The 14,370-nt window shown below is 72.3% G+C and carries 15 protein-coding genes; 9 read left to right on the top strand and 6 right to left on the bottom strand.

From position 1 onward, the window contains the following. Nucleotides 1-162: 162 nt before the first annotated feature. A complete protein-coding gene (locus ACFV88_RS02110; RefSeq protein ID WP_385484982.1) occupies nt 163-366 on the bottom strand; it encodes a hypothetical protein in 204 nt (67 codons plus the stop codon). 116 nt (nt 367-482) lie between these two features. Between ACFV88_RS02110 and upp the strand changes: the two genes are divergently transcribed. Beyond that, nucleotides 483-1,118 carry a uracil phosphoribosyltransferase gene (gene upp / locus ACFV88_RS02105; RefSeq protein WP_385484981.1) on the top strand — a complete coding sequence of 212 codons (636 nt, stop codon included), beginning with the start codon at nt 483-485 and terminating at the stop codon, nt 1,116-1,118. Between the two features lie 81 nt (nt 1,119-1,199). Here upp and ACFV88_RS02100 read toward each other — a convergent pair whose 3' ends face one another. Beyond that, on the bottom strand, nt 1,200-1,868 hold the full coding sequence (locus tag ACFV88_RS02100) for a LytR C-terminal domain-containing protein (protein ID WP_385484979.1): 669 nt from the start codon (nt 1,866-1,868) through the stop codon (nt 1,200-1,202). Between the two features lie 107 nt (nt 1,869-1,975). After that, a complete protein-coding gene (locus ACFV88_RS02095; RefSeq protein WP_003949502.1) occupies nt 1,976-2,272 on the bottom strand; it encodes a type II toxin-antitoxin system VapB family antitoxin in 297 nt (98 codons plus the stop codon). Nucleotides 2,273-2,402: 130 nt separating this feature from the next. Here ACFV88_RS02095 and ACFV88_RS02090 point away from each other — a divergent pair, with 130 nt between their 5' ends. Together ACFV88_RS02090 and ACFV88_RS02085 are read left to right on the top strand one after the other, a co-directional pair. Continuing rightward, nucleotides 2,403-3,962 carry a helicase HerA-like domain-containing protein gene (locus tag ACFV88_RS02090; protein WP_385484975.1) on the top strand — a complete coding sequence of 520 codons (1,560 nt, stop codon included), beginning with the start codon at nt 2,403-2,405 and terminating at the stop codon, nt 3,960-3,962. An 89-nt stretch (nt 3,963-4,051) separates the two neighbouring features. Beyond that, entirely contained in the window at nt 4,052-4,636 is a 585-nt protein-coding gene (locus tag ACFV88_RS02085) for an HhH-GPD-type base excision DNA repair protein (protein WP_385484973.1), read from the top strand. A gap of 143 nt (nt 4,637-4,779) precedes the next feature. Here the strand turns inward: ACFV88_RS02085 and ACFV88_RS02080 are convergent, their stop codons facing one another. After that, nucleotides 4,780-5,514: a siderophore-interacting protein gene (locus tag ACFV88_RS02080; RefSeq protein WP_385484971.1), complete on the bottom strand. Its 735-nt coding sequence runs from the start codon at nt 5,512-5,514 to the stop codon at nt 4,780-4,782. 113 nt (nt 5,515-5,627) lie between these two features. Further along, on the bottom strand, nt 5,628-7,871 hold the full coding sequence (locus ACFV88_RS02075; protein WP_385485187.1) for an ATP-binding cassette domain-containing protein: 2,244 nt from the start codon (nt 7,869-7,871) through the stop codon (nt 5,628-5,630). 191 nt (nt 7,872-8,062) lie between these two features. Here ACFV88_RS02075 and ACFV88_RS02070 point away from each other — a divergent pair, with 191 nt between their 5' ends. From ACFV88_RS02070 to ACFV88_RS02045, 6 genes are all read left to right on the top strand, one after another. Then, nucleotides 8,063-8,875, top strand: a complete 813-nt coding sequence (locus tag ACFV88_RS02070; protein ID WP_385484969.1) for a TetR/AcrR family transcriptional regulator — start codon at nt 8,063-8,065, stop codon at nt 8,873-8,875. A 99-nt stretch (nt 8,876-8,974) separates the two neighbouring features. Next, entirely contained in the window at nt 8,975-10,504 is a 1,530-nt protein-coding gene (locus tag ACFV88_RS02065) for an APC family permease (RefSeq protein ID WP_385484967.1), read from the top strand. Further along, complete coding sequence (locus ACFV88_RS02060; RefSeq protein ID WP_385484965.1) at nt 10,501-10,938, top strand: hypothetical protein; 438 nt, start codon at nt 10,501-10,503, stop codon at nt 10,936-10,938. Before ACFV88_RS02065 ends, ACFV88_RS02060 begins: the two co-directional genes overlap by 4 nt. A 4-nt stretch (nt 10,939-10,942) precedes the next feature. Next, nucleotides 10,943-12,325 carry a dipeptidase gene (locus ACFV88_RS02055; RefSeq protein ID WP_385484963.1) on the top strand — a complete coding sequence of 461 codons (1,383 nt, stop codon included), beginning with the start codon at nt 10,943-10,945 and terminating at the stop codon, nt 12,323-12,325. Next, on the top strand, nt 12,322-13,314 hold the full coding sequence (locus tag ACFV88_RS02050) for an FUSC family protein (protein ID WP_385484961.1): 993 nt from the start codon (nt 12,322-12,324) through the stop codon (nt 13,312-13,314). The genes ACFV88_RS02055 and ACFV88_RS02050 overlap by 4 nt, the downstream gene beginning before the upstream one ends. Continuing rightward, nucleotides 13,311-13,928, top strand: coding sequence for a potassium channel family protein (locus ACFV88_RS02045; RefSeq protein ID WP_385484959.1), 618 nt, complete (start codon nt 13,311-13,313; stop codon nt 13,926-13,928). Before ACFV88_RS02050 ends, ACFV88_RS02045 begins: the two co-directional genes overlap by 4 nt. On the opposite strand, the gene ACFV88_RS02040 is transcribed toward ACFV88_RS02045, so the two are convergent. Then, on the bottom strand, nt 13,882-14,196 hold the full coding sequence (locus tag ACFV88_RS02040) for a 4a-hydroxytetrahydrobiopterin dehydratase (protein WP_385484957.1): 315 nt from the start codon (nt 14,194-14,196) through the stop codon (nt 13,882-13,884). The two genes, ACFV88_RS02045 and ACFV88_RS02040, sit on opposite strands and share 47 nt — an antisense overlap. Between the last annotated feature and the right edge of the window lie 174 nt (nt 14,197-14,370).

Genomic DNA, 14,370 nt, shown 5'->3' with positions numbered 1-14,370 from the left:
CGCGCGCGCCCTTCGCGAGCCGCTTCCCGCCGGGGCGGGAGCGCCTTGATCCACGGTGGGGGAGCGGCGGGCGCGGCGCTCCGGGCCGCGTCACGCACGCCTCAGAACGTGTCGGGTGTCACTTTCGACACGGCCGCGGGACGGGCGTCGACGGTCGTGGGATCACCCCCGGAACGTCCGCATACGCATCGCTTGTCGCATGCGTGCCGCACGGACGCGGCGCGGTTGCACCCGGCGCCGCAACTCGCGCGCTTCGGCCAGATCACGGAGGAACTGGGCGCGGCGCCTTCGACGTTCGGCGTCGCTGAGGGGGGCCTCGGGGAGGTTCTCGGGGTCCTCCCGGCTGTCCCGGGATCGCTCCGGCATGGGGGTCACACTCCAAGGGGGCCCCTGGTGGGCCCCGGTCGGTCCCTCCCACTTTCCCCCGATCGGTGGTTTTGATGCCAGCGCGGGTGGCTTGTGACCGCGGTTACTGTGGGGGAATGCGTCTCCACGTCGTCGACCACCCGCTGGTCGCCCACAAGCTCACCACCCTGCGCGACCGGCGTACGGACTCCCCGACCTTCCGGCGGCTCGCCGACGAGTTGGTCACCCTCCTCGCGTACGAGGCGACCCGCGATGTGCGGACCGAGCAGGTCGACATCGAGACGCCCGTGTGCCGCACCGCCGGGGTGAAGCTGTCGCACCCGCGACCGCTGGTCGTGCCGATCCTGCGGGCCGGTCTGGGGATGCTGGACGGGATGGTGCGGCTGCTGCCGACCGCCGAGGTCGGCTTCCTCGGGATGATCCGCAACGAGGAGACGCTGGAGGCGTCCACGTACGCCACCCGGATGCCGGAGGACCTGTCCGGCCGTCAGGTGTACGTCCTCGACCCCATGCTGGCCACGGGCGGCACGCTGGTCGCGGCGATCAAGGAGCTGATCCGGCGGGGCGCCGACGACGTCACGGCCGTGGTGCTGCTGGCCGCGCCCGAGGGCGTCGCGGTCATGGAGCGGGAGTTGGCGGGCGCCCCGGTGCGGGTGGTCACCGCCTCGGTGGACGAGCGTCTGAACGAGAACGGCTACATCGTCCCGGGCCTCGGTGACGCGGGTGACCGGATGTACGGCACCGCGGAGTAGGGCCCCTTCCTGCCGCCTCTGCCGGCCGTCCCCGCCACCGGAAACGGGGACGGGGGCAGCGGGCGTACGGGCTAGTGGGCGTCAGCGGTTGCGGCAGGCCGCGGCGGACGGGTCCGGCTTCGGGGCCGGGTCCGCCAGCGCCGTGAGGGTGCGGGTGGCCGCGTCCCGGGGGGCGAGCCGGGTGAAGGCCGTCCCGATGATCAGGTCGACGTCGGCGGAGGCGCGGGCGTCGGTGCGCTGACCGGCTCCCGCGAGGTGCGCGGCGAGCACCGGCAGCGCGCCCCGGGCCGCACCCTTCGCACCGACGACCAGGCCGGCGCCGGGCACCTTCTTGTCGTACTGCTTGGTGGCGTTGCCCACCTCGCCGATGGTGAAGCCGCGTTTGCGCAGCTCGTCGGCGGTCTTCTTGGCGAGACCGCTGCGCGGGGTCGCGTTGAGGACGTTGACCTTGACGGTCGAGGGCTTCGGGAGGCCGGCCGCCGCGCGGCCCACCGGTCCGGTCGAGGCGCCGGGTGAGGGCTTCGCGGAGGCGGGTGCGCACCCGGAGCCCGCGGCCTTCGCCTCGTTCCCGCCGCCGGTGAAGACGTCGACGAGCTGGAGGGTGCCCCAGCCGATCACGCCCACGGCGGTCAGGGACGCGGCGCAGGCCAGCACGACCCTGCCCCGTCGGCGACCCCGACGCATCCGTGGGTACTTGCCCCCTGTGATGCGGTACTGACCGCCCATGCCGGGGGGTGTGAGCATGCTCATGTGCGCAGCGTAGTGCCGTGCGGCGGCAATGCCTACTAAACGATCATTAGCGGGTGAACCGCGCTACCCGAAAGGGTCAACGGCGCCCGCCGCGTGCCGTGCGCGGATCAGTCGAGTTCGAGGACCCGGGCGTGGAGGACCTGCCGCTGTTGGAGTGCGGCCCGGACCGCCCGGTGCAGCCCGTCCTCCAGGTACAGATCGCCCCGCCACTTCACGACGTGCGCGAAGAGGTCGCCGTAGAAGGTCGAGTCCTCGGCGAGGAGCGTCTCCAGGTCGAGCTGGCCCTTGGTCGTCACGAGCTGATCGAGGCGGACCGGGCGCGGCGCGACGTCCGCCCACTGCCGGGTGCTTTCCCGGCCGTGGTCGGGGTACGGCCGGCCGTTTCCGATGCGCTTGAAGATCACACGGAAAGCCTACCGGTCAAGCCTCTCCGGGCGCAGCCATGGCGGGCCAGTGCGAAGGTGGATCATAACGCGTATCACGGTACGAACCGGTACCAGTCGCAGCGCCGTACCGGGAACAGGGGCCCGAAGGATGACCGAGAACGAGTCGAACGCGTCCGTGCCGTCGGCCGCGCAGGAGATCGCCGCCGGGTACGCCTTCACCGGCCCGGCGCTCGACCTCGGGGCGTTGCTGTGGGACGGCACCTGTCTGCCGGGGGCTCAGATCCGCGTTCCGCTGGCGATGCTCAACCGGCACGGGTTGGTCGCCGGGGCCACCGGCACCGGCAAGACGAAGACGCTCCAGCTGATCGCGGAGCAGCTCTCCGCGCAGGGGGTGCCCGTGTTCCTGGCCGATGTGAAGGGGGACGTGTCCGGGATCTCGGCGCCGGGCGAGCGGGGCGAACGGGTGCTGGGGCGGGCGGCCGAGGTGGGGCAGGAGTGGGAGGCGGGCGGTTGTCCCTGCGAGTTCTACGCCCTGGGCGGGCTCGGGCACGGCATTCCGTTGCGGGCGACCGTGACCAGCTTCGGGCCGGTGTTGCTGTCGAAGGTGCTCCAGTTGAACCAGACCCAGGAGCAGTCGCTCGGGCTGGTGTTCCACTACGCCGACCAGAAGGGCCTGGAGCTGGTCGACCTCAAGGACCTGCGGGCCGTGGTCGCGTTCTTGACCTCCGAGGAGGGCAGGGGGGAGCTGAAGACGATCGGTGGTCTGTCGGCGGCCACGGCCGGGGTGATCCTGCGGTCGTTGACGGCGTTCGAACAGCAGGGCACGGGGACGTTCTTCGGAGAGCCGGAGTTCGACACGGCCGAGTTGCTGCGCACGGTCGGGGACGGGCTGGGGGTGGTGTCCCTGCTCGAACTGCCCGCGGTGCAGGACAAGCCGCAGCTGTTCTCGACCTTCCTGATGTGGCTGCTGGCGGACCTCTACCACGACCTTCCCGAGGTGGGGGACGTCGACCGGCCCAAGCTGGTGTTCTTCTTCGACGAGGCGCACCTGTTGTTCAAGGGGGCGTCCAAGGCGTTCCTGGAGGCGATCACGCAGACCGTTCGGCTGATTCGCTCCAAAGGGGTAGGCGTCTTCTTCGTGACCCAGACGCCCAAGGACGTGCCCGCCGACGTGCTCGGGCAGCTCGGCAACCGGGTGCAGCACGCGTTGCGGGCGTTCACCCCCGACGACCAGAAGGCGCTGCGGGCGACGGTGCGGACGTTTCCCGACTCGGGTTACGACCTGGAGGAGTTGTTGACCACGCTGGGCACCGGGGAGGCCGTGGTGACGGTGCTCAGCGAGAGCGGGGCGCCCACTCCGGTGGCGGCGACGCGGCTGCGGGCCCCGGAGTCGCTGATGGGGCCGGTGTCCGGGGAGGCGCTCGATGCGGCGGTGCGGGGGTCGGCGCTGTACGGGCGGTACGCGCAGGCGGTGGACCGGGAGTCGGCGTACGAGAAGTTGAGCGCGCGGGCGGAGCCGGCACCGGCACCCGGCCCGGCCGCGGAGACCCCGAAGGCACCCAAGGCACCCGAGGCGCCGCGGGAGGACCCGACGTTGGTGGAGCAGGTGGTGGGGAGCGGGGCGTTCAAGTCGCTGGCCCGCTCGCTCGGCTCGCAGCTGGGGCGGGAGATCAGCCGGTCGCTGTTCGGGACGGCCCGCCGACGGTGACGGTGTTCGGTCCCGCCGACGGTGTCGGTGCGCGGTCCCGTCGGCGGTGATCGTGTGCGGGGTGCGGTCGGGGGCCGCATGATCGGGGTATGGACGTGAACCTTCACCTCGCGCAGCAGCCGGAGGCCGATGCCCTGCTGGGGCGCAGCCCGCTGGCCGCGCTCGTGGGGATGCTGCTGGACCAACAGGTGCCCATGGAGTGGGCCTTCGCCGGGCCGTACACGATCGCGCAGCGCCTCGGTGCCGACGATCTGGACGCCCATGAGATCGCCGCGTACGAACCGGAGGCGTTCGCCGCGCTGCTGTCCGAGAAGCCGGCGGTGCACCGTTACCCGGGGTCGATGGCGAAGCGGGTGCAACAGCTGTGCCAGTACCTCGTGGAGCACTACGACGGGCGGCCCGAGGCGGTGTGGGAGGGCGTCGACACGGGGCGGGAGCTGTTGCGGCGGTTGAACGAGCTGCCCGGTTTCGGCAAGCAGAAGGCGCAGATCTTCCTGGCCCTGCTGGGCAAGCAGTTGGGGGTGCGCCCGAGCGGTTGGCGGGAGGCGGCGGGGGAGTACGGGGAGCAGGGCAGCCACCGGTCGGCGGCCGACATCACCGGACCGGAGTCGCTGGCGCGGGTGCGCGCCCACAAGCAGGAGCTGAAGGCGGCGGCCAAGCGGGCCCGGGGGTGAGCGGGCGCGGGGCCCGGAAGGAGGTGCACGGGGGAGGGGAGACGGGGGAGGGGAGACGGGGCGGAACCGGGCTGAGAGCCGCCACAGCCCGGGTCCGCCGTCTGGCGCACGGCTCACTGGGAAGAGCCGTGCGACCACCCCCGCTACGTCGGGCGCCAGTACCCGAGGGACTTGACGCGCGGCTTGGGAACCGAGAGTTCCTTGCGCAGGTACGCCGTGAGGGACCGTGTGGTGACGGTGTCACAGGCGACCCAGACGTAGAACTCGTCGGTGCCCCGATGGGTGCGGAGGAGGTCCGGGAGGGTGGACCGGACCTCTTCCAGGAGTCCCGAGCCGGTTTCCCGGCGCGGGACGGTGCGCAGATCGTGCCGTGCGGGGTCAAGGCGCATCGGCAGTTGGTCGTCGAGCGGGTGCGCCGTCTCGTACCAGATGGTCGCGGACGCCCCGCTCATTTCGTCGAGGAGGGAGTTGATCGCCGGGAGGGACGCGGCGTCCCCCACGACGTAGAGGTGCGCGGGTGCGGGCTCGGGCGGGGTGAACTCCGAACCGTGGACGGTCGCCTCGATGGTGTCGCCCGGGCGGGCGGCACGGGCCCAGTCGCTGGCGGCGCCTTCGTGGAGGATGAACTCCAGGCTGAAGGTGCCCTTCTCCGGGTCCGGGTCGACCAGGGTGTAGCCCCGCTGGTGCGGCTTGCCCGCGTTCTCGAACCAGATCCGCACCCACATCGTGGGGTGCGTACCGGTCACGGCGAGCATGCCGCCGTCGGTGAGGTGCAGGCGACGCAGGCGGTCGTTGACCACCTCGGTGCCGGTCACGGTGAAGACGAAGTCCTTGCCGCGCAGCAGCTTGAGGACCGCCCCCTCCCATCCGTGACCCATCGCGAGCTCCCCGCCGTCGTGGTGCCCCCGGGGTGACTCGTAACCCCGGGGGCGTTGGAAGTTAGGTTAGCCTAACCTCTGCTATCTGGCGAGGCCGGATCTTCGGCGGGTCGTCAGGCGCCGTGCACGTACTCCTTCAGGTGCCGTGCCGTCAGGGAGGTTCCGCCGGCGGTTTCGACGAGTTCGGTCGGCGTGCCGGTGAAGACGACCTGTCCGCCGTCGTGGCCGCCGCCGGGGCCGATGTCGATGATCCAGTCGGCGTGCGCCATCACCGCGAGGTGGTGCTCGATGACGATCACCGAGTTGCCCTGGTCGACCAGCCGGTCCAGCAGGGCGAGCAGCTTGTCCACGTCCGCCAGGTGCAGGCCCGTGGTGGGTTCGTCCAGGACGTACGTGGAGGACTTCTCGGCCATGTGGATGGCCAGCTTCAGGCGCTGGCGCTCGCCGCCGGAGAGGGTGTTCAGCGGTTGCCCGAGTCGGAGGTAGCCGAGACCGACGTCGTTCAGCCGGCCCAGCACGGTGTGCGCCTGGCCGGTGGGGAAGAAGGCGTGCGCCTCGGCGATCGACATGCCGAGGACCTCGCTGATGTTCTTGCCGCGCAGCCGGTACTCCAGCACCGCGGGGGTGTACCGCTTGCCCTCGCACTGCTCGCAGACCGAGGCGACCCCGGCCATCATCGCCAGGTCCGTGTACACCAGCCCGATGCCGTTGCAGCCGGGGCAGGCGCCCTCCGAGTTGGCGCTGAACAGGGCCGCCTTGACGCCGTTGGCCTTGGCGAAGGCGGTGCGGATCGGGTTCAGCAGACCCGTGTACGTGGCCGGGTTGGAGCGCCGCGAGCCGCGGATGGGCGACTGGTCGGCGACCACGACGCCCTCCCGGTGGGAGAGGTGGCCGTGGATCAGGGAGCTCTTGCCGGAGCCGGCGACCCCGGTGACCACGGTGAGCACGCCCAGCGGCACGTCCACCGAGACGTCCTTGAGGTTGTGCAGGTTGGCGTTCTCGATGGACAGCTGCGCCACGGGCTTGCGGACCGTTTCGCGCAGTCGGGCGCGGTGGCCCAGATGGCGTCCGGTGAGGGTGTCCGAGGCGCGCAGCCCCGCCACGTCGCCGGTGTACTGGATCAGGCCGCCGTCCGTTCCGGCGCCCGGGCCGAGGTCGACCACGTGGTCGGCGATGGCTATGACCTCGGGCTTGTGCTCCACCACCAGGACGGTGTTGCCCTTGTCGCGCAGGCGCAGCAGCAGGTTGTTCATGCGCTGGACGTCGTGCGGGTGGAGCCCGGTGGTGGGCTCGTCGAACACGTAGGTGACGTCGCTGAGCGGGGAGCCGAGGTGGCGGACCATCTTCACGCGCTGGGCCTCGCCGCCGGAGAGGGTGCCGGAGGTGCGGTCGAGGCTGAGGTAGCCGAGGCCGATCTCCACGAGCGAGTCGAGGAGCCCGCCGAGGTTCTCCAGCAGCGGGGCGACGGAGGGGGCGTCGAGGCCGCGGACGAACCGTGCGAGGTCGCTGATCTGCATGGCCGAGCACTCGGCGATGTTGCGTCCGTCGATCCGGGAGGCCAGCGCCGCCCGGTTGAGGCGGGCGCCCCCGCACTCGGGGCACTCGGCGAAGACGACGGCCCGGTCCACGTAGGCCCGGATGTGGGCCTGCATCGCCTCGCGGTCCTTGGACAGGAACGAGCGCTGGATGCGGGGGACCAGGCCCTCGTAGGTGAGGTTGCTGGTGTCGACCTTCACCTTGGTGGTCGGCTTGTGCAGCAGGTCGTGCAGTTCGGTGTCGGTGAAGTCCGCGACCTTCTTCGCCGGGTCGTAGAAGCCGGAGCTGACCAGGACCTTCCACGGCCAGGAGTCGACGGCGTATCCGGGGACGAGGATCGCGCCCTCGTTGAGGGAGAGCGTGCGGTCCACCACCTGGTCGACGTCGATCTCGGAGGTCCGGCCCAGGCCCTCGCAGCGGGGGCACATGCCCTCGGAGCCGTTGAAGCTGAAGAACTGCGCCGTGCCCGCGTAGGGCTCGCCGAGCCGGCTGAAGACGATCCGCAGCATGGTGTACGCATCGGTCGCGGTGCCCACCGTGGAGCGGGAGTTGGCGCCCATGCGCTCCTGGTCGACGACGATCGCGGCGCTCAGGTTGCGCAGTCCGTCCACGTCGGGGCGGCCGACGGAGGGCATGAAGGACTGGACGAAGGTGGTGTACGTCTCGTTGAACAGCCGCTGCGATTCGGCGGCGATCGTGCCGAAGACGAGCGAGGACTTGCCGGAGCCGGAGACGCCGGTGAAGACGCTCAGTCGGCGCTTGGGGATGTCGACGGAGACGTTGCGCAGGTTGTTCTCGCGGGCGCCGCGCACCTCGATCAGGTGGTGGGCGTCCGCGGCGGCGACCGGGCCGGGCGGGCTCGCGGGGGGCGGGGCGGTGCGGTGCGGTGCGGTCGGCTGGTCGGCCTCGGCGGGCATGACTCTCCTCGGGCGCCTGGTGCGTGCGGACACGGAGTGCCCGGGTACTCTACTTCGTACAGGATACACAGTATTGAATACGATGTACGCAGATAATGTGCGTGCGCTGGGAGGTCCGGGTGTCGAAGACCGGGCGGGGCGGTGGACGGGCGGCGGACGCCACCCGCACGATGCGGCTGCTGTGGCGCGAGCCCGGCGCGGAACGCAGCGGGCGGGGCCCCAAGCAGGGGCTGAGCGTGGACGAGGTGGTCAGCTCGGCGGTCGCGCTCGCCGACGCGGACGGCATCGAGGCCGTCACCATGCGCCGGGTCGCCGAACGCCTCGGGGTCACCCCCATGTCCCTCTACACCTACGTACCCGGCAAGGCGGAACTGCTGACGCTCATGCTGGACTGGGCGTACCTGCGGATGCCCCGTACCGGCCCGGGCCCCGGGGCGCCCTGGCGCGAGCGGGTCACCGCCGTCGCGGACGACAACCGCGCCCTGTTCCTGCGCCACCCGTGGATCGCCGAGCAGGCCACCGTGCGCCCCGTGCTCGGGCCCGGGGTACTGGGCAAGTACGAACACGAACTGGGCGCCTTCGAGGGCATCGGACTCGGCGACGTGGAGACGGACTGTGCACTGAGCCACCTCCTCGGCTTCGTGGAGTCCGTCGCCCGCGGCTCGCTCCAAGCCCGGAGCATCCCTCGGGACACCGGCCAGAGCGACGACGAGTGGTGGGCCGCCCACGCGCCCCTGTTGGAGGAGGTGCTGGACGCCGAGCGCTTCCCGCTCGCCTCCCGGGTGGGCAGCGCCGCGGCCCACGCCTACCGGGGCGTGTACTCGGCCGAACACGCCTACGCGTTCGGACTGCGGTGCGTGCTGGACGGGTTCGCCGCCCTGGTGGAGACGGGCCCGGCCCTCCCCTGACGTGCCGGCGTCACCCGGACGGCTCCCGCGGGCTGCGCCCCGGGCCACCGCGACGGAGTGTGGGGGTGGTTGCTTCCCCGGACGGTGCGAGGTGGACGCGTGAGCGCGATGGACGTACCGGAAGACCGGCCGCAGGGCCTCGCGCAGGAGCAACAGCGGGAGCAGCAGGAACAGGAACGGGCGGCGCGGGCGGCCCGGGGCACCGCGAACCCCACCCTCACCTGGGTGACCCTCGCCCTGATGACCACCGCGTCGGTCGCCAGTCTGCGGGCCGCGCCGACCATGGCCGTCTACGGTCTCGCCTGCGTGTTCCTGTACATCGTGCCGGCGATCGTCTTCCTGCTGCCGACCTCGCTGGTCTCCGCCGAACTCGCCTCCGGCTGGAGCGGGGGCGTCTACCGCTGGGTCAGCGAGGGCCTGTCGAAGCCGCTCGGCTTCCTCGCCGTCTGGTGCCAGTTCGCGATGACGATCTTCTACTACCCCAGCCTGCTGGCCTTCGTCGCGAGCACGATCGCGTACATCATCGATCCGGCGCTGGCCGCCAACGGCCTCTACACCGCCATCGTGATCATGATCCTGTACTGGACGGGCGTCTGGGTCTCCTCGCGCGGCACCGGGACGCTCGCCGGGCTGTCCTCCTGGGGGCTGATCATCGGCACCCTGGTGCCGGGCACCCTGCTGGTCGTCCTCGGGCTCGTCTTCCTCGGCCAGGGCAATCCGTCCGCCGCACCGATGGACGCCGCCAACCTGCTGCCCCAGTGGGCCGGGCTCGCCAGCCTGGTCCTGATCGTCAACAACTTCCTCAGCTACTCCGGCATGGAGATGAACGCCGTCCACGTCTCCTCGCTCAAGGACCCGCCGCGGGAGTTCCCCAAGACGATGTTCCTGGCGATGGGGCTGGTGCTGCTGATCTTCATCCTGCCCGCGCTGGCCATCAGCTGGGTCGTGCCCGCCGACCAACTCAGCCTCACCGCCGGGGTCATGCAGGCGTTCGACGCCTTCTTCTCCTACTTCCACATCGGCTGGCTCACCCCGGTGGCGGCCGTCGCGCTGATCGCGGCGTCCCTCGGCGGGATGCTCGCCTGGCTCGCCGGGCCGTCCAAGGGCCTGCTGCTGATCTCCCGCGAGGAGGGCTACCTGCCGCCCTTCCTCCAGCGGCTCAACCAGCACGGCATCCAGCAGAACATCCTGGTCACCCAGGGGGTCGTCACCACCGCCATCGCCCTGATGTACGCCTTCATCCCGAACGTCTCCAGCGTCTACTGGATCTTCTCGGTGATCACCACACAGGTGTACCTAATCGTCTACCTGCTGATGTTCGTCGCCGCGGTGCGACTGCGCCGCACCCAGCCCGACCATCCGCGCGGATTCCGCGCACCCGCCCTGCCGCTGCTGTGCGGGGTCGGACTGCTCGCCTCGCTCGCCGCGCTCGCCATCGGGTTCGTACCGCCCTCGCAGTTCGGCGGCGGCAGCGTCTGGGTGTACGTCGGGATCGTCGGCGGCGGGCTCGTCGTCCTCGGACTGGTGATCCCGGTGGCCTTCCTGGTGTTCCGCCGGCCGAGTTGGCGCCGCACCGCGCCCGATACGGATGCGGATACCGATGCCGGTGAAGGGAGGAGCGCCCCGTGAGCCCCACCCGTTTCGCCGCCCAGCACAAGTGGATCTACATCGGCGCGATCGTGCTGCTCGTCGCCTTCGTGGTCATCGGACTCCTCCGCTACGAGGCGGTGCGCAGCAGCAACGAGGCCACCAAGAAGGCCAACCAACTCGCCGACATGCTGGAGGCCGACGGCTTCCGCCGCCCCGACACCGCCGCCGTCGCCCGGGCCCTCGGCACCGACGGCGGGATCGTCTGCCAGGACCCCGACTCCGCCCTCAAGTCCGCCCAGTGGAAGACCAACCTCTCCAACGGCACCACCGGCCCCGGTCAGCGTCCGGTGATCTCCGACCGTCAGGTCGTCGAGGCCGAGGCGATCGTGCTCAGCGTGTACTGCCCCGACCAGCTGAAGCAGATCCAGGACCGCATCGACCAGCTGAAGACCTCCGACACGGTACGGCGGTGACCCCGTGACCCACACCACCACGGACCCCGACGGGCTCGGCGCTGCGGTCGCCGACCTGATGCCCCGCGCCCGCGCCGACCTCGCCGAACTCGTTGCCATCCCCTCCGTAGCCGACCCCCGCCAGTACCCGCCCGAGGAGTGCGAACGGGCCGCCCGCTGGGTCGCCGACGCCTTCGCCGACGCCGGGCTGCACGACGTCCACCTCGCCCGGACGCCGGACGGCAGCCACGCCGTCCTCGGCCACCGACCCGCCCCGCCCGGCGCCCCGACCGTGCTGCTCTACTGCCACTACGACGTGCAACCGCCGCTGGGCGAGGACGCCTGGCACTCCCCGCCGTTCACCCTCACCGAACGCGACGGCCGCTGGTACGGGCGCGGCGCCGCGGACTGCAAGGGCAATGTCGTCATGCACCTCACGGCCCTGCGCGCACTCGGGGCGGACGACATCCCGGTGGGCCTCAAGTTCGTCGCCGAAGGGTCCGAGGAGCAGGGCACCGGCGGCCTGGAGGCGTACGTCGCCGCCCACCCCGAGGAGTTCCTCGCCGACGCGCTCCTCGTCTGCGACACCGGCAACGCCGCCGTGGGCGTCCCCACCGCCACCACCTCGCTGCGCGGCCTCGCCGACCTCGTGGTCACCGTCCGCACCCTGGACGGCGAGGTGCACTCCGGCATGTTCGGCGGCCCCGCCCCCGATGCGCTCGGCGCCCTCGTCCAGGCCCTCGCCTCGCTGCGCGACCCGCACGACGGCGGCACCCGGATCGACGGGCTCCCCGCCGACGGCACCTGGACGGGCGCCGGGTACGACGAGGAGCAGTTCCGTCGGGACGCCGGGGTCCTCGACGGGGTCCGCCTCACCGGGTCCGGCACCGTCGCCGACCGGCTGTGGGCCCGGCCCGCCGTCACCGTCCTCGGCATCGACTGCCCGCCCGTCGTCGGCTCCTCCGCCGCGGTGCCCGCGACCGCCCGGGCCCGGGTCAGCCTGCGGGTGCCGCCCGGCATCCACCCCGACACCGCCCGCGACGCGCTCACCGCGCACCTGGAGCGGGCCGTCCCGTGGGGCGCCCGGGTGACCGTCGAGGCGGAGAGCGGCGGCGCCCCCTTCCGGGCGGCCACCGAAGGACCGGCGTACGCGGCGCTCGACCGGGCGATGACCGAGGTCTACGGCCGCCCCATGGAGTTCCTGGGCCAGGGCGGCTCCATCCCGCTGTGCAACGTCCTCGCCCGGACGTACCCCCGCGCGGAGATCGTCCTCATGGGCGTCGAGGAGCCGCAGTGCCTCATCCACGCCCCCAACGAGAGCGTGGACCCCTCCGAGATCCAGCACATGGCGGAGGTGGAGGCCCGTTTCCTGCGCCACTACGCGACAGCGGCCCGGCGCCGGACGTGAGGGGACCCCCGCGGGCCACGCCCGTGCTCCCCGCGCTGGCGTGGCACGGGGGCGCGGCGGTGCGCGGGGTCCTGTACGCGCTGCCGGGCGGCCTCGTCGCCGCGTTCGACGACCCGGAACGGGGGCTCGCCCTCACTCTCGGCGGCCTGCCCGCGGTGGCCCTGGTGCTGCCGGCGAGCCGGCGCCACCGGGCGCTGATCGTGCTGGTCGGCTGCGCCGCCGGGGTGTCCGTCGTCCTCGGATCGCTGCTGGTGTACCGGGACTGGCTGGCCGTCACCGGGGTGTTCGTGCTGGCGGTGGGCGCCGCGCTGCTCGCGGCCCGGCGGGCGGGCGGGGTCCTGGCGATGGCGCTGTGCGTGCCGCTGCTCGGCGTCGGCTTCAGCTATCCGGAGGTGTCCGGGGCGCTGGCCGTCGGCGCGTTGATCGCCGTGGGCTCGGCCTACGCCTGGCTGGTCTCCCTGGTCTGGCCGCAGCGCCCGCTGCCCGGCCGGCACCTGAGCCTGCCGCTCGGCCGGGACGAGGCCCTGGGTTACGGGCTGCGGCTCGGTGCGGCGGGCGCGGCGGCCACCGTCGTCGGGCTCGCGCTCGCGCCCACGCACCCGGGCTGGCCGGTGGTCGCGGCCCTGATGGTGATGCGGCCCCGCCCGGAGATGGTCCGCCGCCGGGCCGTGGGCCGGACGGTGTCGGTCCTGGTCGGCGGGGTGCTGGCGCTGGCGGTGCTGCGCACCTTGCCACCGGACGGGGTGTACGGGGCGCTGTGCCTGCTGACCCTCGGCGGCGCGGGCGGGGTGCAGGGCAGCCGCTGGTACGTGCTCGGCGGCTTCACCACCTTCCTGGTGCTGCTGCTCCTGTTCCAGGGGGACCGGGGGACGGCCGGCGGACGGTTCTGGGAGCGGACGGTCGCGACGCTCGCCGGGGTCGGGATCGCGTACCTGGCCGGGACGGTGGGGCGCGGGGACGGTGCGGGGCGGGCCGGTGAGCGGTCGTGACGGGGGGGCGCTCGCGGGACGGTGCGGGGGGCGCGGGTGGTGCGGACAGTGAAGGTGGTGCGGGCGGCGCCGGGCGGGCCCCGCACCGCGTCCCGGACCCGCTGCGTCGCTGGGCCGCGATCGGCGGCACCGTGCTGGTCCTGGTCACCGTGTACTTCCTGATCCCGGCGCGTGCCTTCGGCCCCGAGCACCCGTTGGTGAGCTGGACGGCGTTCGCGGTGTCCCTCTTCGTGATCGCCTGGCTGATCCTCAAGCACATCCGGGACGTGCTGCTGGAACGCGAGGGCACCCACCCGGCGTTCGCGATCCTGGTGCTGATGTGCGTGACGGTGCTGGTCTTCGCCGTGGCGTACCTGGCGCTGGCGCGGGACCCGGGGGAGTTCGAGGGGCTCTACACCCGGGTGGACGCGCTGTACTTCACGGTGGTGACGCTCGCGACGGTCGGCTTCGGCGACATCACCGCGCACGGCCAGTCGGCCCGGGTGGTGGTGATCCTCCAGATCGTCTACACGTTCGTGTTCCTCACCGCGGCGGCCACCGCGGTGTCGACCCGGATCCGCTCGCAGCTCACGTCCCGCTCGGGCGGGCACCGTGGCGGTCGGCGAGATCACTGATCCGGGCGGCCAGCGCGGTGTCCTTCGCGGTGATGGCGCCGCCCGCGTCATGGGTGTTCAGCCCGAACTCGACGGTGGCGTACAGGATGCGGACGGCGGCGTGGTGGTTCGCCTGGTCCTCGACGGCGGCCACCGCGGCGTACAGGGCGGGCAGGTCGCCGCGGTCGGCGGTGAAGGAGGCGGTCAGCTCGCCGTTGCGCACCGACCAGCCGGGCAGGTCGGACAGGGCCGCTTCCAGTTCGGCGGGGGTGAGGGGGGTGCTGGGCATCGGACGGCTCCTCGGCTGTGCGGCGCTCGGTCGGGGCGGCGCGGGCCGGCCGCCCCTGCTGTTGTACACCTTTGGCCCCGTGGGGAGGTGGACCGCACGGGGCACGGCAGCCGGAGCGCGTCGAAGGTTGCCGGATGGCGGCATTGCCAGCACACGAACCAGTGGGTGACCATG

Origin of the sequence: Streptomyces sp. NPDC059816, assembly GCF_042732055.1 — a bacterium.
GTDB lineage: Bacteria > Actinomycetota > Actinomycetes > Streptomycetales > Streptomycetaceae > Streptomyces.
This window is presented reverse-complemented; position numbering and strand designations above follow the sequence as displayed.